The sequence below is a fragment of the Monashia sp. HAY1-5C genome, from assembly GCF_056755255.1.
Map to the genome: position 1 here is coordinate 1 of NZ_JBPGXG010000056.1, position 26050 is coordinate 26050.

Below are 26050 nucleotides of genomic sequence, written 5' to 3' on the forward strand. Positions count from 1 at the left end.
TCCGTCGTCGGCAGCGTCAGATGTGTATAAGAGACAGGGGACGGGCTGCTGCATCGGGGGCGGGCGCGGTGGCAGGCGCGAGCGCGGCGAGGGCGCGGGCGACCGAGCCCTCGTGGTCCTCGATCGCGGTCCGGGCGGTCGCGGCGTCGACGTGCGCGAGCATCGACAGCAGCGCGGTCTTGAGCTCGCCGTCGGCGGCGTCGAGGGCGCCGCGGGCCGAGGCCTCGTCGGCGCCGGTCGCCTCCTGGAGGATGCGCAGGACACGGCCGCGCAGCTTGGCGTTGGTGGCGACCACGTCGACCATGAGGTTGGACCACGTGCGGCCGAGCCGGATCATCAGTGCGGTCGAGAACGAGTTGAGGACGAGCTTCTGGGCGGTGCCGGCCTTGAGGCGGGTCGAGCCGGTGAGCACCTCCGGGCCGGTGTGGGCCGCCAGCACGTGGTCGACGAGGGCGGCGAGCTCGGCGTCCGGGTTGGCGGTGACGAGCGCCGTGACAGCGCCCACCTCGCGAGCCCGCTCGAGCGCACCGCGCACGAACGGCGTCCGCCCCGACGCGGTGAGCCCGATGGCGACGTCGCCGGGCCCCAGGGCGTCCGCCTCGGCGCGCCCGAGGCCGGCGTCGTCCTCGACGTTCTCGACCGCCTCCAGCAGGGCGGCCGGGCCGCCGGCGTGGTGGGCGACGACGAGCCCCTCGGGGGCGTTGAAGGTGGGGCGCAGCTCCGCGGCGTCGAGGACGGCGAGGCGGCCGGACGTCCCGGCGCCGAAGTAGTGCACGGAACCGCCGGCGCGCAGTGCCTCCACGGCCCGGTCGACGAGGCGGGCGAGCTCGGGCAGGACGGCGGCGACGGCGGCGGCCACGGTGGCGTCCTCCGCGTTGAGCGCCTGGAGGATGCCGAGCGAGGTGTCGGTGTCGATGGACGTCGTGCCCGGATGGCGCTTCTCGGTGGGGGCGTCCACAGTCACCTCGTTGCTCACGGTGGCGAGGTTAGTTTCCTACGCGATAGGCGTCAATGGTGTAAATCAGTCACATCCATCGCGAAGAGTGCCTCGGCGACCGGGCAGGGAAGGCGCGTCAGTCCACGACGTGGTGGCCGGCGACGGCCTCCCGCGTCTCGGCGACCGCCTTGCGGGCCCGGCGCAGGTTGCGCTGTGCGACAGCGATGTACAGGCAGTCGACGACGGTGAGCGCGGCGATCCGGCTCGCCGTGGCGCCCGAGCGCAGGCTCGTCTCGCGGGCCGCCGTCGTCAGCAGCAGGTCGGCGCCCTGGGCGAGCCGGGACAGGGGGAAGTTCGTGACGGCCACCGTGGTGGCTCCCGTCGAGCGCGCCGCGGCGAGCGCCTCGATCGTCTCGGCCGTCGTGCCGGAGTGGGAGATGCCGACGGCGACGTCACCCCTGCGCAGCAGTGTCGCGCTCGTCAGCGCGATGTGCGGGTCGTTCCACGCGAACGCGACGATGCCGATGCGGTGCAGCTTCTGCTGCAGGTCGGTCCCGACGATGGCCGAGGCGCCGATGCCGTAGACGTCGACGCGTCCGGCCCTCGCGATGCCCGCCGCCGCGGCCGTCAACGCGTCGCGGTCCAGCCCCTGGGCCGTCTCCTCGACGGCGCTGGCGTCGGTGAAGGCGACCTTGGCGATGATGTCGTCGATGGTGTCGCCCGCGCTGATGTCGGTGTCGCCGCGGGTCAGGCTGCGCGGCTGGGCGGACTCCTCCGCGAGGGCGAGGCGCAGCCGCGGGTAGCCCGGCAGGCCGAGGCGTCGGCAGAACCGCAGCACCGTCGTCTCGGACGTCCGCGCGGCGCCCGCCAGCTCGCTGATCGTCAGGCCGGCGGCCCGCCGCGCGTCGGCGAGCACGATCTCGGCGACGCGGTCCTCGGCGGGCGACAGGGAGGGACGGATTCCTCGCAGCCGGATGAGCAGCGGCGCCGCGGCGGGTCGTCCCGGCTGGTCCGGCTGCGAGGAGCCGTCCTCGGTCCTGGGCATGCGCCTACGCTACGGTCTCGCGACCCCGGAGCACCCACCCGTCGGGCGTCAACGCGCCGGGCGACTTCTCGGCGTCGAGGAGGACGCCGCCCGGACCGACCACCTCGACGTCGTCGACGGCGACCCCGCGCCCGAGGTAGCCGGCGTCGGTGACGTGGCGCCAGCGCAGCAGCTGCGTTCCGGCCGGGAGGTCGGCGCGCGCCTGGACCCAGCGGCGCGTTCCGGACCCGGCCACGACGCCGTCCGCCGTGACCGTCGTGCCCCGGTCGCGAAGCTCGAACGGCAGCGGCGTCCACGTGGTCCCACCGTCGGTGGAGCGCTCGAGGTGCAGCAGGTCGGTCTCCTCGGTGTCGAGGAACAGGTCGAACCCGAGCCGGGCACCGGCCTCCGGCACGGCGAGCGGCCGGCTCGTCAGGGTCGAGGTGGTGGCGTTCTCGCCGCCGGTGAACCACGCGGTGTCGCCGTGCTTCGGCCGGATGCCCATCGCCGCGGCGAGCCCGTGCGCCCACTCCCGTCGGGCGCCGTTGACCGAGCCCCAGTTTCGCGACGGGTGCACCCGGTTGGTGAGCAGGATCGCGAACGACCGGCTGCTGAAGTCGATGACGATCGAGGTGCCGGTGTAGCCGGTGTGGCCGGCGGTGCGCGGGCCCGACAGGGCGTCCATGTACCAGCGCTGGTTCAGCTCGAAACCGAGGCCGTGGTCGTCACCCGGGAAGCCGCCGGTGAAGTTCGTGATGAGCGACTCGACGCTGGTGCGGGACAGGATCCGGTGACCCTCGTAGGTGCCGCCGTTGAGCAGCGCCTGCGAGAGCCGGGCGAGGTCGTCGGCCGTCGAGAAGACGCCGGCGTGGCCCGCGACGCCGGCGAGCGACCACGCGTTCTCGTCGTGCACCGAACCCCAGACGAGGCCGCGCGGCGGGCTCGCCTGGTACTCGGTGGCCGCCGTGCGCTTCGTGTCGGTGGGGTTGTAGCCGGTGTCGGTCATGCCGAGCGGCGCGGTGATGCGGTCGTGGACCACCCGGTCGAGCGGCGCCCCTCGCAGCGTCTCGACCATGACCCCGAGCGTGATGAGGTTGAGGTCGCTGTAGAGGTAGGTGCTGCCCGGCGGGTTGGTCAGCGGCTGGTCCATGACGGCCTTGATGCGCGAGGCCTTGTCGGGGTACCTGCTCCAGAGCGGCAGCCACGAGGTGAAGCCGGAGGTGTGCGTCAGCAGCTGGCGCACGGTCACGGCCTCCTTGCCGTTCGCGGCGAACTCCGGCAGGTAGGTGGCGACCGGCTCCTCGAGCGCGACCCTGCCCTCCTCGACGAGCTGCACCACGGCGAGCGAGGTGAACAGCTTGGACACCGACGCGAGGTCGAAGATCGTGTCGGTGCGCATCGGCACCCACTGCTCGCGCGGCAGCTCGGTCGTCGCGTCCGCGTACCGCAGGGCCCAGCCCGACGCGTCGCGCTCGACGATCCCGCCCTCGTGGCCCATGATCCCGACCGCGCCGGCGAAGAGGGGGTGCCCCGACGCGTCGGGCTGCTCGTGGGCGTGGACCTGCGCGACGGCCTCGGCGATGGGGGCCGGGTCGAGCCCGAGGCTCTGCGGGCCGGCGTCGGACAGGACGGTGTTCGGCGGGGCGAACCCGCGGTCCGGCTTGTCGAAGTCGTCGGCCGTGGCCGGCCCCGCGGTCACGAGCGTGCTCGCGAGGGCGACGGCGCCGAGGGCGGCGACGGGTGCGGCGACGAGGGTGCGCAGGCGCATGTCACTCCTGGATTGTCCGATGGGGTGGCCGGTGGCGTGCGGTCAGGCCGCCGGGCCGCCGTAGAGCAGGTACTGGCGGCGTCGGGCGTCGAAGGCGGCGAGCTCCTCGCGCCACGCACCGACGGCCTCGTCGGCCGGTGCCCCGGCGTCGACCTGCGTGCGCAGCCGCGGCGAGCCGGTCAGCTTGTCGACCCAGTACGGCCTCCGCGGGTCGTAGGAGTCGTAGCGCCAGGCGAAGTCCGGGTAGAGCGCCTTGAGCGCGACGAGCAACTCGACGGTCGTGTGGATGGGGTCGAAGGCCGATGCGTCGGTGACGTGCAGCTGGATGCCGCCGCAGACGGCGCCGGCATGCTTGCTGAACGTCGGGGTGAAGTACGCCTCGCGGACGCGGACGCCGGGCAGCCCGCGTGCGGCGACGCGTTCGCCCCAGCGGTGGTCGACGAAGGGCGCGCCGAGCAGCTCGAAGGGCCGGGTCGTGCCGCGCCCCTCCGAGAGGTTGGTTCCCTCGAACAGGCACGTGCCGGGGTAGACGAGTGCGGTGTCGGGGGTCGGCATGTTCGGGCTCGGCATGACCCACGGCAGGCCGGTGGCGGCGAACGGCACGTCGCGGCGCCAGCCGTTGAGCTCGACGACGGTCAGCTCGGAGAGGCGCTCCCCGGCATCGGCGGGCAGGAACTCGGCGTCGAAGAAGCGCGCCAGCTCGCCGACGGTCATGCCGTGCGCCTGGACGATCTCCTTGGCCCCGACGCCGGACGTGTACGGCGTCGTCATCATCGGACCGCAGGCCGTGCCGCCGACGGGGTTGGGCCGGTCGAGGACGACGAAGCGGGCGCCGACCGCGACGGCCGCGCGCATGGCCGTGTACATCGTCCAGATGTAGGTGTAGAACCGGGCCCCGACGTCCTGGATGTCGAAGACGACGGTCTCGACGCCGGCGGCGCGGAACATCGAGGTCAGCGTCGTGACGGTGGCGCCGTACGCGTCGTAGACGGTGATGCCGGTGCGCGGGTCGGTGTGGGTGCCCTCGGAGTCGCCGGCCTGGGCGGTGCCGCGGAAGCCGTGCTCGGGCCCGAAGACGCCGACGACGTCGACGGCGCCGGACTCGTGCATGTCGTCGACGACGGTGCGCAGGTCGGTCAGGATGCCGGTCGGGTTGGTGATGACCCCGACCTTCTGGCCGCGCAGCACCGACCATCCGGACCCGGCGGCCCGGTCGGCACCGGGCGTGACGGGGTTGGCCGGGTAGCCGTCGGTGCTGACCGACGAGGGCTGCGACACAGCCGGACCCGCGGCGCTCGCAGGCACGGCGATGGCGGTGAGCGCTCCGGCGGTGAGCAGCTGGCGGCGGTTGAAGCGGGTCATCGTGGGTCTCTCCGATCCTGCGGGGCGTGGGCGGCGCATCAGTACGTCAGGCCGTGGCCGAACGGGTAGAGCGGTGTCGACGGGTCGCCCTCGACCGGGATGTCGACGGGAAGCGTCGCGGTGGGTGACACCTCGCCGGTGAGCACCCGGGCGGCGGCCTGGATCGCGACCGGGCTGTAGGAGTACGTCGCGAGGTAGGTCTGTGCCTCGGGGAGGTACGCGATGTCGTAGGGGTCGCGGACGGCGACGACGACGACCGGGACGCCCGACGCGACGAGCTGCCGCACGAGCTTCTGCTGACCGGCGCGGGGGTCGGTGACGGTGGTGTCCCAGGCCTTCATCGTCGTGACGACGACGAGGTCCTTGCCGCTCGCAGCGGCGAGCGCCGAGGCGACCCTGGTGTCGGTCGGTGAGCTGCCGGTCTCGACCGTCTGGACCGTGGCGCCCTTGTCGGCCAGGCCCGCGGCGAGGATGGCCGTCGTCGTGACCCCGTAGCCGGTGACGAGGACCTTCTTGCCCGCGGCAGCCACGGGCAGGACCCCGGCGTCGTTCTTCACGAGCGTCGTGGTGCGGTCGGTGACCTCGTCGGCGGCGGCGAGGTGGGCGGGCGTGCCGACGACCCGGGTCACGCCCGCCGGGTCGGCGTACGGCTGCGCGACGACGCCGCGCCGGTACTTGAGGCGCAGGACGCGTCGCACCTTCGCGTCGAGGTCGGAGGGGTGGATGCGGTGGCTGCGCACGGCCGCGAGGACCGCCGCGTAGGCGTCGTCCATCGCCGGGCTCATGAGCAGCTGGTCGGCACCGGCCAGCAGGGCCCGCACGGGCACCTCGGCGTCGCCGTACCGGTCCCGCACGCCCTGCATGGCGAGGGAGTCGGTGACGATGACCCCGTCGTAGCCGAGCTCCTCGCGGAGCACGCCGGTGAGGATCGGGTGGCTCAGCGTCGCGGGGTCGCCGGAGTCGTCGAGGGCCGGGAACGCGAGGTGCGCCGTCATGATCATGTCGATGCCCTCGCGGATGGCGGCCCGGAACGGCGGGGCGTCGATGGTCTCCCACTGCTCGCGGGTGTGCGTGATGACCGGGAAGGCGACGTGGCTGTCGGTGGCCGTGTCGCCGTGGCCGGGGAAGTGCTTGGCCGAGGACGAGATGCCGGCGTCGCGCTGGTACCCCGCGACCTGTGCGGCGACGAGCTGTGCCGCGAGGTCGGGGTGCGAGGAGAAGGACCGCGTCCCGATGACGGGGTTGAGGGCGTTGACGTTGACGTCGCACACCGGCGCGAAATCGGTGTTGACGCCCATGGCGAGCAGCTCGCGACCGGTGATCGCCGCGGCGGTCCGCGCGTCGGGGGCGCTGCGACCGGCGCCGAGGGCCATCGAGCCGGGGAACTGCGTGGCGGGCGGCCCGATGCGGGTGACGACGCCCTGCTCCTGGTCGACGGCGACCTGCAGCGGCACCTTCGCCCTGGTCGGCTGCTCGAGGGCGGCCCGCTGCAGGCCGTTGGACAGCCCGACGATCTGGTCAGGGTTCTGCACGCTGTCGGTCCACGCGAAGTAGATGACGCCACCGAGGTGGTACTTGCGGACGACCTCGGCCGGGCTCGCGACACCGTAGAGCGGCACGTTGCGCTGGTCGGGAGTCGTGGCGTCCCTTCCGTAGACGTTCTGGATGAACAGCTGGCCGACCTTCTCCTCGAGGGTCATCCGGCTCAGCGTCGAGGTGACCCAGCCCTCCTCGCCGGCAGCGGCCGCCGCGGCGGCGCGCGGGGCCGCGCTGGCGGCGCGGGCCTGGCCGGCGGCCGTGCCGGCCGCGGCCACGGCGAGCCCCCCGGCGAGGACGGTGCGGCGGGACAGCTCTGACATGGACATGGCGCCTCCGAAGGGGTGTGAACAATTCACGTGTTCTGCTGTCAAAGCGGAACTTACCTACGGATTGGGGGGTCGGCAACACATGGGGCGACGCCGCCCCCGTGGTCTGTCCGGTGGCCTGCCCGGTCGAGCCGTGGCCGGGTCAGTGCAGATGGGTCGGTGCAGATGGGTCAGGCAGATGGGTCAGGCAGATGGGTCAGTGCAGATAGGCCTGAACGTCGACGACGAGCTGCACCGTGCCCGCCGAATGGTTGACGACCCTCACCGTGCCGTCGGCCGCGACCCTCGACAGGAGGAGGTTGGCGACGGTCCGGCCGGGAGTGAAGTTCGCCGTCGACGTACCGCCACCCGAGGTCGAGTCCGCGGTGAGGAAGCCCGGCTTCTGCGGCGACACCACCGTGACGTTGAGGACCGCGGCCGTGGCCCCGGCGGGCACCGGCGAGCCCGGGACCGCGACGCGGACCGTGAGGGCGGCCTCCGCCGCGAGGGCGGTGCGCACCGAGTTGGTCGCGGTCCCGACTCGCGTGTCGACGAGGCGCATCGGCGTCACCGACACCCACTGGTTCGACGTCCCGGACGCGGCCAGGTACCCCTCGACGTCGGCGATGACGTGGATGGAGCCCGCCGAGTGGTTGACGATCGTCAGGGTGCCGCCGGAGGACAGGCGACTGACGACGAGGTCGGCGACGGTCTGGCTGGTGGCGAAGGTGGTGGCCGAGGTGCCCGTGGCTGCACCGGCGTCGACGCTCAGGTAGCCGGCGGCCCGGGGCGAAGTCACCGTGAGGTTGATGGCGGCCCCGACGGCCCCGACCGGGACCGGCGATCCGCTGACGCCGGCGACACGCACGGTCAGCGACCCGTTGGGCGCGAGGGCGGTGCGGGTCGGGTTGCTCGTCGTCCCGATGCGCGTGTCGAGGATCCGCGTGGGGGCGGGGGACACCCACTGGTGCAGCGTGCCGGATGCCGTGACGTACCCCTCGACGTCGGCCGTGACGTGCACCGTGCCCACCGAGTGGTTGACGATCGTCATCGTGCCGCTGGAGGTGAGCCGGCTCAGGACGAGGTTGGTGACGGTCTGTCCGCGGGCGTAGTTCGTCGTGGACGTCCCCGCGCCCGCCGTCGCGTCGACGCTGAGGAAGCCGGTCGCCTGGGGCGAGCTCACCGTGAGGTTGACCGCTGCCGACCGGGCCCCGGCGGGCACCGGCGACCCCGTGACGCCGGCGACCCGCACCGTCAGCGCGGCGTCGGGTCCCAGGGCGGTGTGCACCGGGTTGCTCGTCGTGCCGACCCTGGTGTCGAGCAGCCGTACCGGGGCGACGGGGACGAGGTGGCCGTGCGGCAGCGGCGTCACGGCCGGCGTGCGCGTCGAGGCAGGGCCCGTGCCGGCGGCGTTCGTCGCGGCGACGGTAAACGTGTAGGCGGTGCCGTTGGCCAGACCGGGCACGACGGCCGAGCGCGCGGACCCGCTCGTCGTGACCCGCGCACCACCGGGGGAGGCCGTCACCGTGTAGGCCGAGACGGGGCTGCCGTTGTCGGTCGCCGCCGACCAGCGCACCGTGGCGCGCGTGTCGCCCGGAGACGCTGTGACGCCGGTCGGTGCCGAGGGCGCCGTCGCGACGAGTGAGAAGGTCACGGCGTCGACGCCGACGGTCGCGGACGTCGGGCTCGGGGTGGGACTGAGGTCGTTGTCGCCCACGTGCACGCTCGCCGGCCGCCCGGCAGCGACCCGGGCGCGGCCGAGGGGTGCCGAGGGACCTGCCGTCGCCTGGTCGACGGTCAGCACCCGTGAGCCGTCGGCGTCGGACAGCGTGTAGGTGGCGCGGGCGGGCGCCTTCGTCGGGGGGATGGCCGCGGTCACGGCGTACAGCCCCGAGGCCAGCTGCGGGGACCACGTCGCGCCGTTCGACTCCTTGGCCCCGTTGGCGTAGGTGACGTACGCGCGGGCACGCAGGCCCTGCGGCGCTGCCGGGTACCAGTAGGCCATCGAGCCGGTGAAGACGAACGACGTGCCGCCGGGGCCGTACGTCCCCGGCCCGTAGTCGACCGGGACCGGCGTGCCCGCGACGTGGCCGCCGACCCAGTTCGCGTCGATCGACAGGCTGACGCCGCCCCACGTCTCGGTGACGGTGCGGTACTGGTGGATGCGTTGCCCGAAGGCCCAGTACGAGTCCTTGAAGGCCGGGTAGGACGCCGCGTCCGACAATGTCTGCAGGCCGTTCCAGTGCGCCAACCACACGTCGTCCGGCGGCGTGAACCCGCTCGTGCCGACGGCGTTCGACAGGTCGACCATGAGCGAGGAGGTGCTGCCGTACGCGCCCGAGCGGTAGCCGAGGCGGTGCAGCTCGGTGGTCCACGCCGTGAGGAACGTGCGCACCGTCTGCGTGCAGCCGCTCACGGTCGTGTCGTAGGCCTCCATGTCGTAGTAGATCGGCGTGCCCGACCCCAGACCGAACGTCTGCGCCCGCGCGACCGCGTCGTCGGCACTCGCGGCGCCCTGTGCGGCGGCCTTCGCCGGGTCGATCGTGGCCAGGTTCGACTGGTTGACGCACGGTGCCTGCACCCCGACGTAGATCGGGACGAGGCCCCAGCCCGCGCCGGTGACCTGGCCGACCCACGAGGACGACAGGTTGCCGTCGCCGCAGGCGCGCATCGACCCGCCGATGTAGATCCCGAGCGCCCGGTACGGGGAGGACGCGTACCACTGCTGCATCGTGGCGAGCGAGGGAGCGGCACACGTGTCGAAACCCATGCCGGTGAAGCCGTTCGAGGCCGCCGTTCCCGAGGTCGTGGTGCCCGCGAGGGCCGCGAGGGCCGGACGCGTCCGCGCGCGGCTCACCCGCTGGGTGGCAGCCGTCGGCGTCGTGCCGGTGGGACCCGTCGTCGGGCGGCTCGTGGCCGGCCTCGCGGTGGCGAGCACGTCGTCGACGGCGGCCTCGTCACCGTTCCACGCCGCGTCGACCGTGACGCCTGGCGTCGTGAACCGGACCTGCTTGGTGCGGCCGACGGCGTTGCGCGAGGTGTGCGCGGTCAGCGCCCCCACCGTGGTGGACCGGGTCGTCGTCGAGCGGGTGTCACGCGCGGTCGTCGGGTGCAGCCACAGGGTGTCCGAGCGGCCGACGAGGTGCGCGGGGCAGTCCTGCTGCGCGGCGGGCTGCCCGAGGTAGACGGCGTTGACGTCGAGCCGCAGGCACCGGGTGGGGTCCGCGTCGAGGTCGACGACCTGCCAGCCGGCCGGGACCCGCAGCGTGACGCCGCGGTAGGTGACGTCACGCGGTGCCGGTGTCGTGCGCACCGACGCGTCCGACCGGGCCGGCGCACCTGGCGCAGCCGACCGGGCCGGGGCAGCCGACGCGGCCGACGTGGCGATGGCAGCCGAGGCGGCCGCCACGGGCACGGGGCCGCCGAGGAGCGTGGCCGCGAGGGCCAGGGCCAGCAGGAACGAGGTCGTCGTCGGTCCGGACCGGACCATCCATCGGAAACGCATGCAACCGGACCCTCCGCACCCCGACGGCGCGCGGCCGTGCCGGCGGCGCCGTGGGTCGTGTCGTGACCGCAGGGGTCACACCGACCTCCTGCGCCTCAGGACAGTACCCCGCCAACCTTGGCCAAAACAGGCGAAACCGGGCAAAGCAGCTGGTGCTCGCGGGCGGTCACCAGCCGGCGAGGGACCGCACGGTCTGCACGGTGTCGACCTCCTCGACCGGCTTGTCGTCGCGGTAGCGCAGGACGCGGGCGAAACGCAGCGCCATGCCGCCGGGGTACCGACTCGAGCGCTGGACGCCGTCGAAGGCGATCTCGACGACCTGCTCGGGCCGCAGGTGCACGACCCACTCGCTGGTGTCGGGGTCCTCGATCGCGAGCTCGCGGAAGCGCCGGGTCTGCCAGGCGAGCATCTCGTCGGTCATGCCCTTGAAGGTCTTGCCGAGCATGACGAGCTGCCCGGTGTCGGCGTCGCGGGCCCCGAGGTGGATGTTCGAGAGCCAGCCGCGGCGCCGGCCGCTGCCCCACTCCACGGCGAGGACGACGAGGTCGAGGGTGTGCCGTGGCTTCACCTTGACCCAGCCCGGTCCGCGCCGACCGGCGGCGTAGGGCAGGTCGGGGTCCTTGACGACGACGCCCTCGTGGCCGGCCGCCACGAGGTCGGTGAAGAAGGCCGACGCGGCGCCGGCGTCGTCGGTGGCCAGGCGCGGCACGAGCCACGCCGCCGGGACGGTCGTGGCCAGTGCCGTCCAGCGCTCCCGCGCCGCCTCGTCGAGCAGGTCGCGACCGTCGAGGTGGAGCAGGTCGAAGAAGAACGGGGTCAGCGGCACCTCGGCGCGCAGTCGCTCGACGTCGGCCGTGCTCGCGGTGCGGGCGCCGGTGACCTGGAACGGCCGCGGCCGGCCGCCCTCGCCGAGCGCGATGACCTCGCCGTCGAGGACCGCGGTCTCGACGTCGAGCGTGGCCAGCGCGTCGGTGATCTCGGGCATCCGGTCCGTGACCTCCTCGAGCGTCCGGGTGAAGAGGCGCACGACGCCGGGACTCGTGCGTCGGTCGACGTGGGCCTGCAGCCGGATGCCGTCGAGCTTGGTCTCGACGAGGACCTCACCGCCGAGCGTCGCGAGCGCGGCCGCGACGTCGGGCGCGGAGCCGGCGAGCATCGGCCGCAGCGGGCGCCCGACCTCGAGCGTGATCGCCTCGAGCGTGTCGACTCCACCGTCGAGCGCGGCACGGGCGACCGGACCGGTGAAGCCCGCGAGCATGACGGCCCGTCGCACGGCCGCGTCGGGGACCCCGGCGGCCTTCGCGATGGCCTGCAGCATGACGCCGTCACCGGCGCCCTGCCGGGTCTCGCCGGTGATGAGGCCGCGCAGCCAGCGCTGCTCGTCGGCCGTGGCGCGGGCGAAGAGGCCCCGGACGGCCGAGGACCGGGCGGCGGCCGAGCCCGACCCGCCGATGCCGGCCAGGGTGGTGGCTGCGGCGTCGACCTCGAGGACGGTCAGCGTCGCCTCGTCGGCGGGCTCGGGCAGCGCCTGCAGGCCGCGCCAGCTGACCCCGAGGCGTCGCTGCGGCAGCACGCCGGACAGGTGGGCGGCGACGACCTCCACGGTGTCCGGGCCCTCGTCCGCGGCGCGGGCCAGGCACGCGGCGAGGGCCTCGACCTTGACGGTGCGCGACGACGTGGCCGCGACGGCGCGCGAGGTGTCGACGACGTCGGACAGGAGCATGCCCCGATCCTGCCCGGTCGCACCGACACCGGCCAGCGGCCCGCCGTGCCGACCCGTCCTGGACCCGGCCTGCGACCCGTCCTGCGACACGGCCTGCGACACGTCTTGCGGCACCGTCCCGGCGCGGGCGGTCCTCACTTGACGCGGACGGCCTCGCGACGCCAAGGTAAGCAAGCGCTTAGTCCGTCGCGAGGAGCCGTCATGACCGACACCGCCGTCGTCACCGGGGCAGCCCGGGGGATCGGCCGTGCCGTGGCCGCCCGGCTGGTCGAGGAGGGCTGGCACGTCGTCGTGTGCGACCGCGACGCCGACGCGCTCGAGCAGGTGGCCCGCGAGGTGGCCGCCTGCCCCGTCATCGCCGACGTGTCCACCGACGCCGGCAACCGCGCGCTCCTCGACGCGGCCTTCGCGCACCTCGGACGCGTCGACCTCTTCGTCGCCAACGCCGGCATCGGGACCGGTCTGGGCCTCGACGCGCCCGACGACGTCTGGGCGCGGGCCCTCGACGTCAACGTCCTCGCCCACGTCCGCGCCGCGCGCCTTCTCGTGCCGCGGTGGCTCCGGGCCGAGGTGCCCGGCCGGTTCGTCGTCACGGCGTCGGCCGCCGGGCTGCTGACGATGCTCGGCGACGCGCCCTACTCGGTCACCAAGCACGCGGCCGTGGCCTTCGCCGAGTGGCTGGACGCCACCTACCGCCACCGGGGCGTGACCGTCCACGCGATCTGCCCGCAGGGCGTCGACACCCGGATGCTCGGGGAGTCGGGACCGCTTCGCGACCTGCTGACCCGCGACGCCGTGGTCACGCCGGAGGCCGTCGCCGAGGCGCTGTGGGACGCCATGCGCGACGGCCGCTTCCTCGTGCTGCCGCACCCCGAGGTCGCCGACTACCAGGTCCAGCGCGCCACGCACCCCGACGCGTGGCTGGCGGCCATGAACCGGCTCCAGCAGAAGCTCGAGCAGCCCCACCCCACCAGCACCACGTCGACGCAGGAGAAGGCATGACCGACCAGCCCAGCACCACCCGCACCGCCGTCGTCACCGGTGCCGCACGCGGCATCGGCGCGGCGGTAGCCCGGCGGCTCGCCGCGGACGGCATCGCCGTCGCCGTCCTCGACCTCGACGAGTCCGCCTGCGCGGCAGTGGTGTCCGAGATCGAGGCGTCGGGTGGGCGCGGCCTCGCCGTCGGCGTCGACGTCTCCGACGAGGCGGGTGTCGCGGCCGCCGTCGACCGGGTGGCCGGCGAGCTCGGCTCGCCGACGGTGCTCGTCAACAACGCCGGCATCATCCGCGACAACATGCTCTTCAAGATGACGACCGACGACTGGGACGCCGTCATGGGCGTGCACCTGCGTGGCTCGTTCCTCATGACCCGGGCGTGCCAGAAGCACATGGTGGAGGCCGGGTGGGGTCGCGTCGTCAACCTCAGCTCCACCTCGGCCCTCGGCAACCGCGGACAGGCCAACTACTCCGCCGCCAAGGCCGGCCTGCAGGGCTTCACCAAGACCCTCGCCATCGAGCTCGGCAGGTTCGGCGTCACGGCCAACGCCATCGCGCCGGGGTTCATCGCCACCGACATGACGCGCCAGACCGCCCAGCGGATGGGCATCACCTTCGAGCAGTTCCTCGAGGGGGCGGCCAAGGAGATCCCGGTCGGGCGCGTCGGCCAGCCCGAGGACATCGCCGCCACGGCCTCGTTCCTCGTCAGCGAGGAGGCCGGGTTCGTGTCCGGTCAGGTGATCTACGTGGCCGGCGGCCCGAAGGACTAACGCGTGACCGACCCCGTCCCCGCCGACCCGCCCGGGCTGCCCCTCGACGCGCTGGCCGCGTTCCTGGCGCGCGAGGCGCCCGGGCTGCTCGCCGGGCCGTTGACGGGCCACGTGGTCGCGGGCGGCAAGTCCAACCTGACGTACGTCGTGGGTGACGGCGTCCGCACCGTCGTCGTGCGCCGGCCGCCGCTCGGCCACGTCCTCGCCACCGCGCACGACATGGTGCGCGAGCACCGGGTCGTCCGGGCGCTGCGCGACACCCCGGTGCCCGTGCCCGAGACCTACGCGGTGTGCGCCACCGACGAGGTCATCGGTGCGCCGTTCTACGTCATGGAGCACATGGCCGGCACGCCGTACCGGCGGGCCTCCGACCTGGCGGCGCTCGGGCCGGACCGCACCAGGCTGGTCGCCGAGCGGATGGTCGACACCCTCGTCGACCTGCACGCCGTCGACCCGGAGGCTGTCGGACTCGGCGACTTCGGCCGGCCCGAGGGGTTCCTCGAGCGGCAGGTGCGGCGCTGGAGGCAGCAGCTCGACGCCTCACGCAGCCGCGACCTGCCGGGCATCGACGACCTCCACGCCCGGCTCGCCGCCTCCGTACCCGCGTCCGGCGCGGCGTCGGTCGTCCACGGCGACTACCGGCTCGACAACCTCCTCGTCGACGACGACGACACCGTCACCGCGGTGCTCGACTGGGAGATGGCGACCCTCGGCGACCCGCTCACCGACGTCGCACTGCTCGAGGCGTACCAGAGCCTGCCCGAGACCGTCGGCGCCGGCGCGGTCAGCGACGTCTCGCGTGCGCCCGGCTTCCCGACCGGCACAGAGCTGCTCGCCCGCTACGGTCAGGCCAGCGGCCGCGACCTGTCGAGCCTGTCGTTCCACCTCGGGCTGGCCTACTTCAAGCTCGCCGTGATCCTCGAGGGCATCCACTACCGCTACACGAAGGGCCAGACCGTGGGCGAGGGCTTCGCGCACATCGGCGAGGCCACCGCACCGCTCGTCGCGGCGGGTCTGCGCGCCCTCGACGAGGCCTGAGCCACAAGGACTACCGATGGATTTCGCCCATGACGCCCGTACCCTCGAGCTGCTCGCCGAGCTGCGCACGTTCGTCGACGCGCGCGTCGCGCCGACGGTGCCGACCTTCGACGCGCAGCTGGCCGCGGGTGAGGACCGCTGGGCCTGGAGCCGGGTCCCCGCCCTGCGGGAGCTGCAGGCCGAGGCGCGTGAGCGCGGCCTGTGGAACCTCTTCCTCCCCGGCCGGCACGGCGCCGGGCTGACCAACCTCCAGTACGCGCCGCTGGCCGAGGCCACCGGACGGTGCATCCGGCTGGCCCCCGCAGCGGTCAACTGCGCGGCGCCCGACACCGGGAACATGGAGGTGCTGGCACAGTTCGGCACCGATGCCCAGAAGGCCGAGTGGCTGGACCCCTTGCTGCGCGGGGAGATCCGTTCGGCCTTCGCCATGACCGAACCCGACGTCGCGAGCAGCGACGCGACGAACATCGAGCTGTCGATCCGGCGCGACGGCGCCGACTACGTCGTCAACGGGCGCAAGTGGTGGATCACGGGCGCCATGAACCCCGACTGCCGCCTCTTCGTCGTCATGGGCAAGACGGACCCCGATGCCGACCGGCACCGGCAGCAGTCGATGGTGCTCGTGCCCCGCGACACCCCCGGCCTCGAGGTCGTCCGCGGCATGAAGGTCTTCGGCTACGACGACCACGACCACGGCGGCCACGCCGAGCTGCGCTTCACCGACGTGCGCGTGCCTGCGACGAACCTCGTCGCCGGAGAGGGGGACGGCTTCGCCATCGCCCAGGCCCGCCTGGGTCCGGGCCGCATCCACCACTGCATGCGCTCGATCGGCCTGGCCGAGGTCGCCGTCGAGGCCATGTGCCGGCGCGTGTCGGGGCGGGTCGCCTTCGGCCGCCCGCTCGCGGAGCAGGGCGTCGTCCGCGACTGGGTCGCGGAGTCGCGGGTGCGCATCGAGCAGCTGCGTCTGCTCGTCCTCAAGACGGCGTGGCTCATGGACACCGTCGGCAACAAGGGCGCCCACACCGAGATCCAGGCCATCAAGATCGCGACGCCGAGGACCGTCGAGTGGATCCTCGACAAGGCGATCCAGGCCCACGGGGCCGCCGGCCTGAGCCAGGACACCGAGCTCGCGGCCGCCTTCGCCGCCATTCGCACCCTCCGCTTCGCCGACGGTCCCGACGAGGTGCACAAGAACGCCCTCGCCAGGGCCGAGCTGCGGCGGCACGCCCGCACCCCGTGAGCACCCGCCTGCAGACCATCCCTTGACCACGCCCCCGCAACCGCCGGGCAGGAAGGACGCGTCATGGACTTCGACCTCACCGAGGAGGAGCGCGAGATCCGGGACTGGGTGCGCACCTTCGTGCGCAAGGAGATCCAGCCCCTCGAGCCGGAGGTGCTCGAGCGGGAGCGACGCGGCGAGCGCGGCCTGCCCGGCAACGTCCTGAAGCCCTTGCAGGACAAGGCCCGGGGCGCCGGCTTCTTCGGCATCCAGACACCCGAGGAGTACGGCGGCATGGGCCTGGGAGCCCTGGCCGCCGCCCTCGTCGAGGTCGAGCTCGGGCGCTCGTTCGTGCCCTTCCGGTTCGCCGGCGAGGCCGACAACATCCTCTTCAGCGCCACACCGGAGCAGCAGGACCGCTACCTGCGCCCGACGATCGAGGGCACCCGCCGCTCGGCGTTCGCCATCACCGAGCCGGGCGCCGGCTCCGACGCCCGGGCGATCCGCACGAGCGCGCGCCGCGACGGTGACGAGTGGGTCATCACCGGCGAGAAGACGTTCATCACCGGCGGCCACGAGGCCGACTTCGTCATGGTCTTCGCCGTCACCGACAAGGAGAAGGGCGCCGACGGCGGCGTCACGTGCTTCCTCGTCGACCGCGACCGCGGCTGGGAGAGCCGACCGATCGACACGATGGGCGAGTGGGGCCCGGCCGCGCTCGTCTTCGACGGTGTCCGGGTCCCGCACTCGGCGATCCTCGGCGAGGAGGGCCGGGGTTTCGAGCTGGCGATGCGGTGGATCGGCAAGGGCCGGTACATGCTGCCGGCGCGCGCCCTCGGCGCCTGCGAGCGGCTCGTCGAGATGGCCATGGAGCACGCCCGCACCCGCGTCACCTTCGGCGAGCCGATCGCCGACCGGCAGGCGATCCAGTGGATGATCGCCGACTCAGCGGTGCAGATCGAGGCCCTGCGGTGGCTCGTGCTCGTCGCCGCCTGGCAGGTGGACCGTGGCCTCGACTCACGGCAGGCGCAGTCGATGGCCAAGCTGTACGGCGGCCTGCGCGCCAACGAGATCGTCGACCGGGTGCTCCAGATCCACGGTGGCATGGGCTACACCCGCGAGCTCCCGGTCGAGCGGTGGTACCGCGAGCTGCGACTGCTGCGGATCTACGAGGGCACCGACGAGATCCAGCGGCGGACCATCGCGCGCAACCTGCTGCGTGGACACGCCTCGGTGCGCGGCCACCTCGGCTGAGCCTCCGCACCCGGCCGCGCCCGCACCCCACCGGCCCGTCCCGGAGGGCATGCTGGACGGGTGCCCGATCCTCCCGCCAACGTCAAGACGTTCAACCGGTTCGCCGTCCGCGCGGCGGGTCACCGGTTCTTTCCCCTGTGGGCGGTGCTGCGGCACCGCGGCCGACGAAGCGGCACCGAGTACGCGGTCCCGGTGGCCGTCATCACGACGCCGGACGCCTTCGTCATCGCGCTGCCGTGGGGGCGCCGCACCGACTGGGTGCGCAACACCCGCGCGGCCGGGGGCTGCACCGTCCGATGGAAGGGCCGCGAGTGGGCCTGCACCGACCCGACGTTCGTCGGCAAGGACGTCGCGCTCGACGCGGCTGGGCCGGTCCTGCGCCGGATGCTGGCTCGCCAGGACCCGGAGGGCGGCTTCCTCCGCCTGACGCGTCAGCCTGCCTGAGCGGCGCCGGCGCCCGGCGACACGCCTGCGCTGCGTCCGTTTTGCCCCGGTATCGCGCCGCCGTGCGCAAGGATGGGGCGTGGCCCGCGCGACGATCCCCGAGCCCCGCGTACCACCGTCCCTCCGCCGGCACACCGTCGAGCACCCGGGCGGCGGGACGCGGTGCTGACCTCGATCCTGTCGAGCCGCCGGGGCTGGACCGCGACGGCTCTCGTCGCGCTGCTCGGCGTCGTGGTCCTCGGTGTGACGGCGGTGCGGTTCGCGCCGCCCGACTCCACCGTCGCCGTGTGGTGGCCCGCGGCGGGCATCGCCGTGGCGTTCCTCCTCGTCAGCGGCCCGGACCGCCGGCGGGCCGCGGTGTTCGTCGGCGGCGTCGTCGTCGCGAGCGGCCTGGCCAACTACTACGGCGGGCGGTCGGCGCTCGTGTCCGCGGCGTTCGGCGTGGCGAACGCCCTGGAGGCCTTCGTCGTCCACCGGCTCATGACCCGCGGGGGCCGCCGGCCACGGCTCGCGTCGATGGAGGACCTGTTCGGCCTCCTCGTCAGCACGGTGGCCGGCGCGCTGACGTTCGGAGTGCTCACCGGCGTCATCGCCGTCGTCGGCCTGCACGGCACCTTCTTCCCGACCGCCTACGCCGTCACCGCCTCGCACACCGCAGCGGTGCTCGTCATCGGGCCGCTCGGCATCGCCGCGGTGACGGCGCGGGCCCGCCCGTTCGGTCTCGAGGACGTCGCGCAGATGGTGCTCGTCGTCGGCATGACCGTCCTCGTCTTCCGGCCCGGGCAGCCCCTGCCCCTCGCCTTCCTGCCCCTGCCGGCCCTGGCGTGGGCGGCCACCCGCCAGGGGCTCCGCGTGGTGGCCGGGCAGCTGCTCGTCGTGGGGGCCGTCGCCGTCGTCGCCACGAGCGAAGGGGGTGGCCCCTTCGCCGCGGCCGGGGAGCGCGGAGACGTCAGCCCGACGGCCGTCGGAGCCCTGACCCAGGCCTTCCTCGCGACCGCCGCCATCACGACGCTGTCGCTCGCCGTGGGGGCCACCCAGCGCCGGAGGGCCCTCGGCGAGCTGCGCAGGGAGGCCCAGTTCACCGCGGTCGTCCTCGACACCGCCGCGAGCGCCATCGTCGTCGTCGACACCGACGGCCGGATCGACCGGGTCAACCGCACCGCCACCCAGTGGATCGGCGGTCGCGAGGAGGACCTCGTCGGGCTCGAGGCCGCCGAGCTCTTCCCGGTCGCCGAGGGCCGTGAGCGGCTGCGACGACGGTTCGCGCACCTGCGCGACCACGACTTCCCGTCGACCGACGAGCAGGAGTGGCTGCGGCCCGAGGGGGGCCGTCGGCACGTCGTCTGGTCGAACCGGTGGCTCACCGACGATCTCGGACGGCCCAGTCACCTCGTCAAGACCGGTGTCGACGTCACGGAGGCGCGTGCCGCGCTCGACCGCGAGCGGCGGGTCGTCGAGGAGCTCACCGCCCTCGACCAGACGAAGAACGACTTCGTGTCGTCGGTCAGCCACGAGCTGCGCACGCCGCTCGCCAGCGTCCTCGGCTACGCGGAGATGCTCGAGGACGGCGCCGCCGGCGAGCTGACGACCCGCCAGCGCGACCTCGTGGCCCGCATCGACCGCAACGGCCGGCGCCTGCTCGAGCTCATCGAGGACCTCCTCGTCAACTCCCGCATCGAGTCCGACCGGCTCGACCTCGACCTGCGTCGCTGCGACCTCGCCGACGTCGTCGCGCAGGCCTGGGACGGGCTGCGGCCGCTGAGCGAGCGGCGGGACCTCGACCTGTCGATCGACATCGCCGCGAAGCCGCTGTGGGTCCGGGGCGACCCCGTCGCGCTCGAGCGGGTCACGATGAACCTGCTGTCCAACGCGGTCAAGTTCACGCCGGACGGTGGCTCGGTCGAGGTGTCCCTGCGGGCGGGCGACGGCCACCCGACCACCTCCCCCGACGGTCCGGCCGTGGCGACCGCCGGTACCGATGGCATCGGGCCGTCCGCCCGTCTCGTCGTGCGCGACTCGGGCATCGGCATCCCGTCCGCGGACCTCGAGAAGGTGTTCCGCCGGTTCTACCGGTCCAAGACGGCCACCGACCAGGCGATCCAGGGCACGGGCCTGGGCCTGTCCATCGTCCGGGCCATCGTCGAGGGCCACGGCGGGACCATCGAGGTCGTGTCGACGCCGGGTGCCGGCGCGACGTTCACCGTGACGCTGCCGGCCCTGCCGGCGGGGGCGACCGGGGCGACGGCATGACCTGCCACGGGCCGGCCCGGGTCGACCTGGTGCAGGACGAGACGTGGGAGGTCAGGGCCCTGCGTCGGCTCACCGAGCTGATGAACCGGGTCAGCGCCCAGGACGACCTCGGCAGCCTCTTCGACATGGTCGTCGAGGGGGCGGCCGACGTCGTCGGGTTCACCGTCGCGGCGATCAGCGTCGTCGACGACGCGACGGGTGACCTCGTCGTCGTGGCGGTCGCCGGTGACGACAGCGCCAAGGCGCAGCTCATGGGCCGCTGCACGCCCCGCCACGCGATCGAGGCCGAGTTCGCCGTGGCCGAGGAGTGGGGGAGCCTGCGGTTCGTCCCGGCCGACCGGCTGCCCGCCGGCGCCCAGGACGGCTGGGTGTCGACCGACTGGCGCCCTGACGCCGACGACCCCGACGCGTGGGACCCCGAGGACACGCTCGTGGCGCCGCTGCTCGACGCGGTCGGCGACCTGCTCGGCATCCTGTCGGTCGACCTGCCGCTGAGCGGCCGCCGCCCGGACCGGACCCAGCGGGCGGTGCTCGAGCTGTTCGCCAACCAGACCGGCATCGCGATCCAGGCGGCACGCCAGCGTCACGCGCTGACCGAGCGGGTCCGGCTCGGGGAGGCCGTCAAGTCCGTGGCCCGCATCGCCCAGGACGACCTCGAGCCGGCCCGCGTCGTCGACGTCGCTGCGCCGCGGATCGCCGCCGGCCTCGCCTCGGAGACCCTGTGGCTGCGGATCTTCGGCGTCCAGGGCGACGACGAGCGGGAGAGCGTGTCGGCGCGCAGCGGCGAGGCCGTCGTCGCGCCCTCCCTCGTCGACCTCGCCCGCCGGCTCAGTGCCCGGCTCTGGGACGAGGGCGAGGTGGCGGTGGCCCGTCCGGGGCGCGCCGAGCCGGCCCGCGAGTGGTCCGAGGCCGACGTCGCGCTCGCGTCCGAGTTCCTGACGGCGGCGTCGGCCGGGTCGTTGCTGCTCGCGCCGATCGGCTCCGGGTCGTCCTGCTACGGCTACCTCGCCGCGGTCCGCGGCGTGCGCGACGCGTCGTGGACCGCCGCCGAGACCCAGGCTGCCCTCGAGATGGCGCGTGACCTCGGCCGGGCCGTGCGCAACGCGCGGCTCTACGCGGCCGAGCGCCGGGTCGCGGACGAGCTGCGCGAGGCCGACCGCAGTCGCACCCAGCTGTTCTCGACGGTGTCGCACGAGCTGAAGAACCCGCTCGCCTCGATCGTCGGGCACGTCGAGCTGCTCCGTGGCGAGCCCGAGAACCTCGCGTGGTCGCTCGGCGTCATCGAACGCAACACCGAGCGCCTCCAGGTGCTCGTCGACGACCTCCTGACCCTGTCGCGGGTCAGCGACCCCGACCGGGCGATGCCCTTCACCGACGTCGACCTCGGCGAGCTGACCCGCGACGTCGTCGACATGTTCCGGCCGCGGGCCGACGGTCAGGAGGTCGCGCTGACCTTCGCCGAGCCGCCGGCGGTCCCGGTGGTCCGGGGCAGCGCCGGCGACCTCGAGCGCGTCGTGCAGAACCTCGTGAGCAACGCGGTGAAGTTCACCCGAGCCGGCGGCGTCGTCACCGTCTCGCTCGAGCACCGCGACCAGGGGCTGGTCCTGACCTGCGCCGACGACGGCATCGGCATCTCGGCCCATGACCAGGAGCGCCTCTTCACCGAGTTCTTCCGCGGCACCAACCCCGAGGGGCTCAAGGTGCCGGGCACCGGGCTCGGCCTGTCGATCGCGCACCGGGTCGTCGAGCGCCACGGCGGCCGGCTCGAGGTCGAGTCCGAGCTCGGTCGCGGCACGAGCGTCACCCTGCTGCTACCGGTCTCCTGACGGACGGCTGCGCGGTGGCGCCCGCGCCGTCACCGGCCCGGGGGCGATCGCTGCCGCTGCGGATGCTCTTGCCGTGGCCGGGGCCGGGGCCGGTGCCGAGGACGCGGGTGCGGACGCCGGCGGAGGCGCGGGCCCACAGCGCCGTGAGCGGGCGCGTCCACAGCCACCAGTAGGCGAGGCCGAGCGCCATCGACCCGAGGAAGGCGGGCACCGGGTGGCCCCAGAGCACCTCGAGGGCCTGCCAGTGGATGACGTAGATGTGCAGGGACGCGGCGGCCAGCACCTGCACGAGCGGCACGAGCACGGCCGGGATGCGGCTCACGGGGCGCCAGAGCAGGAGCAGGACGAACGCGGCGGTGAGGCCGTCCCGGGCGGGGTTGAACGAGAACGTGCCGATCATCGCGACGGCCACGACCGTGGCGACCCGGCGCTGGACGGGCGTCGCCGCTCGGGCGAGGGCCCAGCCGAGGAGGAACAGGTGGAGCACGACGAGCGCCGATCCCTGCATGCGCGGGACCGGCAGCGGCAGGATCGGCAGGCGGAACAGGACGAACGCCGCCACGCTCAGGGCCAGCGGCAGCCGGAACGGGTGACGCCCGTCGAGCGCGGCCACGCGCCGTGAGGCGGTGAGGGCGGCGACGGCGACGAGCGCCACGACGATCGCCTCGACGAACCAGAACCGCCACGGCGGCCCGAGCCTCTCCTGCCCGAAGACCCAGTTGGCGAGGAAGAGGTTGCGCGTCTCGTAGTACCCGCCGAGCACGTGCGCGCTGACGATGACGACGAGCGCCGGCACGGCGATGCGGGCCGCCGCCCCGAGCACGCGCCGGGCGCGCCGGCGGCGGTCGGGGTCGGCCAGCTGGAACCGGGCCAGCTGGTAGCCGGCGACGACGAGCAGTGCGTTGGCGGTGCCCTGCAACGAGAACAGGTCGGCGTGCGTGCCGACGATGAGGACGATGGCGAGGGCGCGGAGCCAGACCCCGGTCTCGACGGTGCGCCAGGCGATCCGGTCGGCGAGTGTGCGAGACCCTCTGCGTGACGACGAGTTCGGCCTGCGTGCGGCCGATGCGCCGGCTTGCGCGCGCCGCGCCCCCGGCGTGGGGGAGGAGGCGGGGGCAGCGGTGTGCATCCGCTCGAGCTCGGCGACCGGGGTCACGTGCCAGGCCGCCGGCAGCCGTCCGAGGAGCTCCTCGAGCCGGATGGACACCTCGACGTAGGACAGCGAGTCCCCGCCGAGGGACACGAAGGTCGCGTCGGCGGCGACGTCCCGCTGCAGGAGCCGTGCGTAGAGGCCCGCGACGGCACGCTCGGGACCGGCGTCGGCCGCGGCATCCGGGCGCGCCGGGCAGTCGGCACACGCCAGTGCGAGCACGGCGGGGTAGTCCGGCTTGCCGGAGGCCAGCACCGGGTGCTCGGCCACGGGCACGACCCGCAGGGCGTCCCGGGGCACGCCGGACGTGCGGATCACCTGGTGGCGCAGCGACTCGCGTGCGGGCGCGGCCATGGCACCGCTCGCGGCCACGGCGACGAGGCCGTCGCGACCGGCGCAGCGCACGTCGTGGCCCTCCTGGCGCAGCCGGCACTCGAGCGCGTCGAGGTCGACGCGGTGCCCGAGCACCTTGACGAACCGGGCGCGCCGGCCGGTGACCCGGACGAGCCCCTCCGGGGTGAGCTCGCCGAGGTCGCCGGTGCGCAGCACGTCGACGGTGCGCCCGAGCGAGAGGTCCCCGGGCTCGCGCGCGTAGCCCAGCATGACGTTCGGCCCGCGGAAGACGATCTCGCCGTCCTCGACCTCGATCGAGGCGCCCGGCACCGGCACCCCCACCGTGTCGGGGTGCGCCGCGGCGAGGTGGGGTGGCAGGTAGGCCATCCGGGCCGTCGCCTCGCACTGCCCGTACATGACGACGAGGTCGAAGCCGCGCTCCTGCCCGAGGCGCGCGAAGCGGCGGACGCGCTCGGCGTCCATGCGTCCGCCGGCCTGGGTGACGTAGCGCAGCGTCGGCAGGTCTCGCTCGGCGAAGCCGCTGCGCTCGAGCAGCGCGAAGGTGTGCGGCACGCCGGGGAACGTCGTGGCGCCCGCCGCCCGGAACTGCGTCCAGAAGCACTCGTCGACGACGGACCGGTCGGTCAGCAGGACCGACGCGCCCCGCGCGAGGTGCGTGGTCAGCACGGACAGCCCGTAGCAGTACGTCAGCGGCAGCGTCAGGGCCGCGCAGTCGTCGGGCCGGATCCCGAGCGCGGCGTCGATCTGGGCGGCGTTGGCCGCGAGGTTGGCGGCCGACAGGCGCACGAGCTTGGCCGATCCGGTCGACCCGCTCGTGCTGAGCAGGAGCGCGAGCTCGGGATGCAGGTCGTGGGCCGAGGCCTCCCGCCGGACGTCGACCCGGCCTCTCGGGTCGAGGACGATGTCGGGCCGGTAGGCGGCCCCGACCCGCTGCGCGGCCTCGCCGGCCGCCGCCAGGAGGACGACGTGCCCGGCGCGCTGGGCGGCGAGGAGCGCCACGACGGTCTCGACGGTGGTGCGACCCTCGACGAGGACGAGCCGGCGCGCTCCGGCGAGGCGCTCGGCCACGGCGTCGACGCGTCGGGCGAGCTCGGCGTAGCTGACCGGGCCGGCGTCGGTGTGCAACGCGGTCCGGGTGCCGTGCGCGGCGAGGCCGTGGACCCACGCGAGCCCGGGCAGGGCAGCGGCCCGTTCGAGCGGGAGGGCGGTCGCGGTCACGGGCCGTAGTCAATAAGGTTAGGCATACCTAATGCAAGTGCGGCCCCCGGTTTCGGCCGACGCCCCGGCGTCCGTTAGCCTGCTTTAGGTCACGAGGTCGTTGCGTAATTCGGACTCGTGGCGAGCACCACCGCCAGACCCGTGCCAGACCCGTGCCAGACCCGTGCCCGACCCGTGCCCCAGACCCGCCACCAGACCCGCCACCAGGAGCCCCGCCGTGACGCGCCGCCGCACCGCCCTCGTCCTCGCCGCGACCCTCGCGGCAGCTCTCGGCCTGGCCGCCTGCGGCGGCAGCCTCGAGGCGAGCGGCGACCTTGACGCGTCGAAGCTGACGATCTACAGCGCCCAGCACAAGAACCTCACCGAGGAGTGGGGCAAGCAGTTCCAGGACAAGACCGGCATCCAGGTGCAGGTGCGCTACGGCAACGACTCGTCGATGGGCGCCCAGATCGTCCAGGAGGGCGCGAGCTCGCCCGCCGACGTCTTCCTGACGGAGAACTCGCCGGCCATGACGACGGTCGAGCAGGCGGGTCTGCTCGCCCCGGTCGACGCCGCGACCCTCGGCCAGGTGGGGCCGCAGTACGTCCCCTCGTCGAAGGACTGGGTCGGCATCGCGGCGCGCTCGACCGTCCTCGTCTACAACCCGAGCAAGATCTCCGAGTCGCAGCTGCCGACGTCCCTCATGGACCTCGCCAAGCCGGAGTTCGCGGGCACGTGGGGTGCGGCGGCGGGCGGTGCGGACTTCCAGGCCATCGTCTCGGCCGTCCTCGCCACCCAGGGTGAGGCCAAGACCTCCCAGTGGCTCGCGGCCCTGAAGTCGGGCGCGAAGATCTACCAGAACAACATCGCGACGATGAAGGCCGTCAACTCCGGCCAGTCGGCGATGGGCGTCATCTACCACTACTACTGGTACCGCGACCAGGCCCTCGACAAGGAGAGCAGTGGCAACACCAAGCTGCACTACTTCAAGAACGAGGACCCGGGTGCCTTCGTCAGCCTCTCCGGCGGCGGCGTCCTCAAGAGCAGCAAGCACGCGGCCGACGCGCAGAAGTTCCTCGCGTTCGTGACGAGCAAGCAGGGCCAGCAGGTGCTCGGCACGACCGACGCCAAGGAGTACGCCGTCGGCACCGGCGTGGCCTCGGACCCGGCGCTGCCGCCGCTCGACTCGCTGCAGGCCCCGAAGATCGACCCGTTCACGCTCAACGGCCCGAAGGTCATCGAGCTGATGACGAAGGCGGGGATCCTCTAGGTGACGACCACGCCGACGAGCCCGCTGCCGGCCGCCAACGGCCCCGCGGCCGAGCCGACCGCCCCGACACCCCCCGCGCGGGCTGTCTCTTATACACATCTGACGCTGCCGACGACGGA

Annotated in this window: 17 protein-coding genes; 9 read left to right on the plus strand and 8 right to left on the minus strand. The window is 73.8% G+C overall.

Features of this window, described 5'->3' with window-relative positions; all coding sequences use genetic code 11:
• Nucleotides 1-16: 16 nt before the first annotated feature.
• From ACR9ZK_RS10470 to ACR9ZK_RS10500, 7 genes are all read right to left on the minus strand, one after another.
• A complete protein-coding gene (locus ACR9ZK_RS10470; RefSeq protein ID WP_481341843.1) occupies nt 17-976 on the minus strand; it encodes an N-acetylmuramic acid 6-phosphate etherase in 960 nt (319 codons plus the stop codon).
• Nucleotides 977-1073: 97 nt separating this feature from the next.
• Nucleotides 1074-1982: a MurR/RpiR family transcriptional regulator gene (locus ACR9ZK_RS10475; protein ID WP_481341844.1), complete on the minus strand. Its 909-nt coding sequence runs from the start codon at nt 1980-1982 to the stop codon at nt 1074-1076.
• 4 nt (nt 1983-1986) lie between these two features.
• Nucleotides 1987-3729 carry a serine hydrolase domain-containing protein gene (locus tag ACR9ZK_RS10480; protein WP_481341845.1) on the minus strand — a complete coding sequence of 581 codons (1743 nt, stop codon included), beginning with the start codon at nt 3727-3729 and terminating at the stop codon, nt 1987-1989.
• A 42-nt stretch (nt 3730-3771) separates the two neighbouring features.
• Nucleotides 3772-5091 (minus strand): exo-beta-N-acetylmuramidase NamZ family protein, encoded by a 1320-nt coding sequence (locus tag ACR9ZK_RS10485; protein WP_481341846.1) that lies wholly within the window; start codon nt 5089-5091, stop codon nt 3772-3774.
• A gap of 38 nt (nt 5092-5129) precedes the next feature.
• Nucleotides 5130-6956, minus strand: coding sequence for a glycoside hydrolase family 3 protein (locus ACR9ZK_RS10490; protein WP_481341847.1), 1827 nt, complete (start codon nt 6954-6956; stop codon nt 5130-5132).
• 196 nt (nt 6957-7152) lie between these two features.
• Nucleotides 7153-10440, minus strand: a complete 3288-nt coding sequence (locus tag ACR9ZK_RS10495) for a glycoside hydrolase domain-containing protein (RefSeq protein ID WP_481341848.1) — start codon at nt 10438-10440, stop codon at nt 7153-7155.
• 166 nt (nt 10441-10606) lie between these two features.
• Nucleotides 10607-12163, minus strand: coding sequence for an ATP-dependent DNA ligase (locus tag ACR9ZK_RS10500; protein WP_481341849.1), 1557 nt, complete (start codon nt 12161-12163; stop codon nt 10607-10609).
• Nucleotides 12164-12364: 201 nt separating this feature from the next.
• Between ACR9ZK_RS10500 and ACR9ZK_RS10505 the strand changes: the two genes are divergently transcribed.
• The 8 genes from ACR9ZK_RS10505 to ACR9ZK_RS10540 all read left to right on the plus strand — a co-directional run bounded on the left by ACR9ZK_RS10505 (nt 12365) and on the right by ACR9ZK_RS10540 (nt 21960).
• Entirely contained in the window at nt 12365-13165 is an 801-nt protein-coding gene (locus ACR9ZK_RS10505; protein WP_481341850.1) for an SDR family NAD(P)-dependent oxidoreductase, read from the plus strand.
• A complete protein-coding gene (gene fabG, locus ACR9ZK_RS10510; RefSeq protein WP_481341851.1) occupies nt 13162-13929 on the plus strand; it encodes a 3-oxoacyl-ACP reductase FabG in 768 nt (255 codons plus the stop codon). The genes ACR9ZK_RS10505 and fabG overlap by 4 nt, the downstream gene beginning before the upstream one ends.
• Nucleotides 13930-13932: 3 nt before the next feature.
• Nucleotides 13933-14967 (plus strand): phosphotransferase family protein, encoded by a 1035-nt coding sequence (locus tag ACR9ZK_RS10515; protein ID WP_481341852.1) that lies wholly within the window; start codon nt 13933-13935, stop codon nt 14965-14967.
• A gap of 16 nt (nt 14968-14983) precedes the next feature.
• Complete coding sequence (locus tag ACR9ZK_RS10520) at nt 14984-16207, plus strand: acyl-CoA dehydrogenase family protein (protein ID WP_481341853.1); 1224 nt, start codon at nt 14984-14986, stop codon at nt 16205-16207.
• A 63-nt stretch (nt 16208-16270) separates the two neighbouring features.
• Nucleotides 16271-17440, plus strand: a complete 1170-nt coding sequence (locus tag ACR9ZK_RS10525) for an acyl-CoA dehydrogenase family protein (protein WP_481341854.1) — start codon at nt 16271-16273, stop codon at nt 17438-17440.
• 60 nt (nt 17441-17500) lie between these two features.
• The gene (locus ACR9ZK_RS10530; protein WP_481341855.1) at nt 17501-17884 is read left to right on the plus strand and encodes a nitroreductase family deazaflavin-dependent oxidoreductase; all 384 of its coding nucleotides are present in this window, start codon (nt 17501-17503) and stop codon (nt 17882-17884) included.
• Between the two features lie 162 nt (nt 17885-18046).
• The gene (locus ACR9ZK_RS10535) at nt 18047-20134 is read left to right on the plus strand and encodes an ATP-binding protein (RefSeq protein ID WP_481341856.1); all 2088 of its coding nucleotides are present in this window, start codon (nt 18047-18049) and stop codon (nt 20132-20134) included.
• Nucleotides 20131-21960, plus strand: a complete 1830-nt coding sequence (locus tag ACR9ZK_RS10540; protein WP_481341857.1) for a sensor histidine kinase — start codon at nt 20131-20133, stop codon at nt 21958-21960. The genes ACR9ZK_RS10535 and ACR9ZK_RS10540 overlap by 4 nt, the downstream gene beginning before the upstream one ends.
• Here the strand turns inward: ACR9ZK_RS10540 and ACR9ZK_RS10545 are convergent.
• Nucleotides 21935-24682, minus strand: coding sequence for a non-ribosomal peptide synthetase (locus ACR9ZK_RS10545; RefSeq protein ID WP_481341858.1), 2748 nt, complete (start codon nt 24680-24682; stop codon nt 21935-21937). The two genes, ACR9ZK_RS10540 and ACR9ZK_RS10545, sit on opposite strands and share 26 nt — an antisense overlap.
• A gap of 217 nt (nt 24683-24899) precedes the next feature.
• Between ACR9ZK_RS10545 and ACR9ZK_RS10550 the strand changes: the two genes are divergently transcribed.
• Nucleotides 24900-25931: an iron ABC transporter substrate-binding protein gene (locus ACR9ZK_RS10550; protein ID WP_481341859.1), complete on the plus strand. Its 1032-nt coding sequence runs from the start codon at nt 24900-24902 to the stop codon at nt 25929-25931.
• The last annotated feature ends 119 nt before the right edge of the window (nt 25932-26050 follow it).

Coding starts and splice junctions, on each gene's coding strand:
- ACR9ZK_RS10475 (WP_481341844.1), bottom strand. CDS start 1,982: ATGCCCAGGACCGAGGACGGCTCCTCGCAGCCGGACCAGCCGGGACGA.
- ACR9ZK_RS10480 (WP_481341845.1), bottom strand. CDS start 3,729: ATGCGCCTGCGCACCCTCGTCGCCGCACCCGTCGCCGCCCTCGGCGCC.
- ACR9ZK_RS10485 (WP_481341846.1), bottom strand. CDS start 5,091: ATGACCCGCTTCAACCGCCGCCAGCTGCTCACCGCCGGAGCGCTCACC.
- ACR9ZK_RS10490 (WP_481341847.1), bottom strand. CDS start 6,956: ATGTCCATGTCAGAGCTGTCCCGCCGCACCGTCCTCGCCGGGGGGCTC.
- ACR9ZK_RS10495 (WP_481341848.1), bottom strand. CDS start 10,440: ATGCGTTTCCGATGGATGGTCCGGTCCGGACCGACGACGACCTCGTTC.
- ACR9ZK_RS10500 (WP_481341849.1), bottom strand. CDS start 12,163: ATGCTCCTGTCCGACGTCGTCGACACCTCGCGCGCCGTCGCGGCCACG.
- ACR9ZK_RS10505 (WP_481341850.1), top strand. CDS start 12,365: ATGACCGACACCGCCGTCGTCACCGGGGCAGCCCGGGGGATCGGCCGT.
- fabG (WP_481341851.1), top strand. CDS start 13,162: ATGACCGACCAGCCCAGCACCACCCGCACCGCCGTCGTCACCGGTGCC.
- ACR9ZK_RS10520 (WP_481341853.1), top strand. CDS start 14,984: ATGGATTTCGCCCATGACGCCCGTACCCTCGAGCTGCTCGCCGAGCTG.
- ACR9ZK_RS10525 (WP_481341854.1), top strand. CDS start 16,271: ATGGACTTCGACCTCACCGAGGAGGAGCGCGAGATCCGGGACTGGGTG.
- ACR9ZK_RS10540 (WP_481341857.1), top strand. CDS start 20,131: ATGACCTGCCACGGGCCGGCCCGGGTCGACCTGGTGCAGGACGAGACG.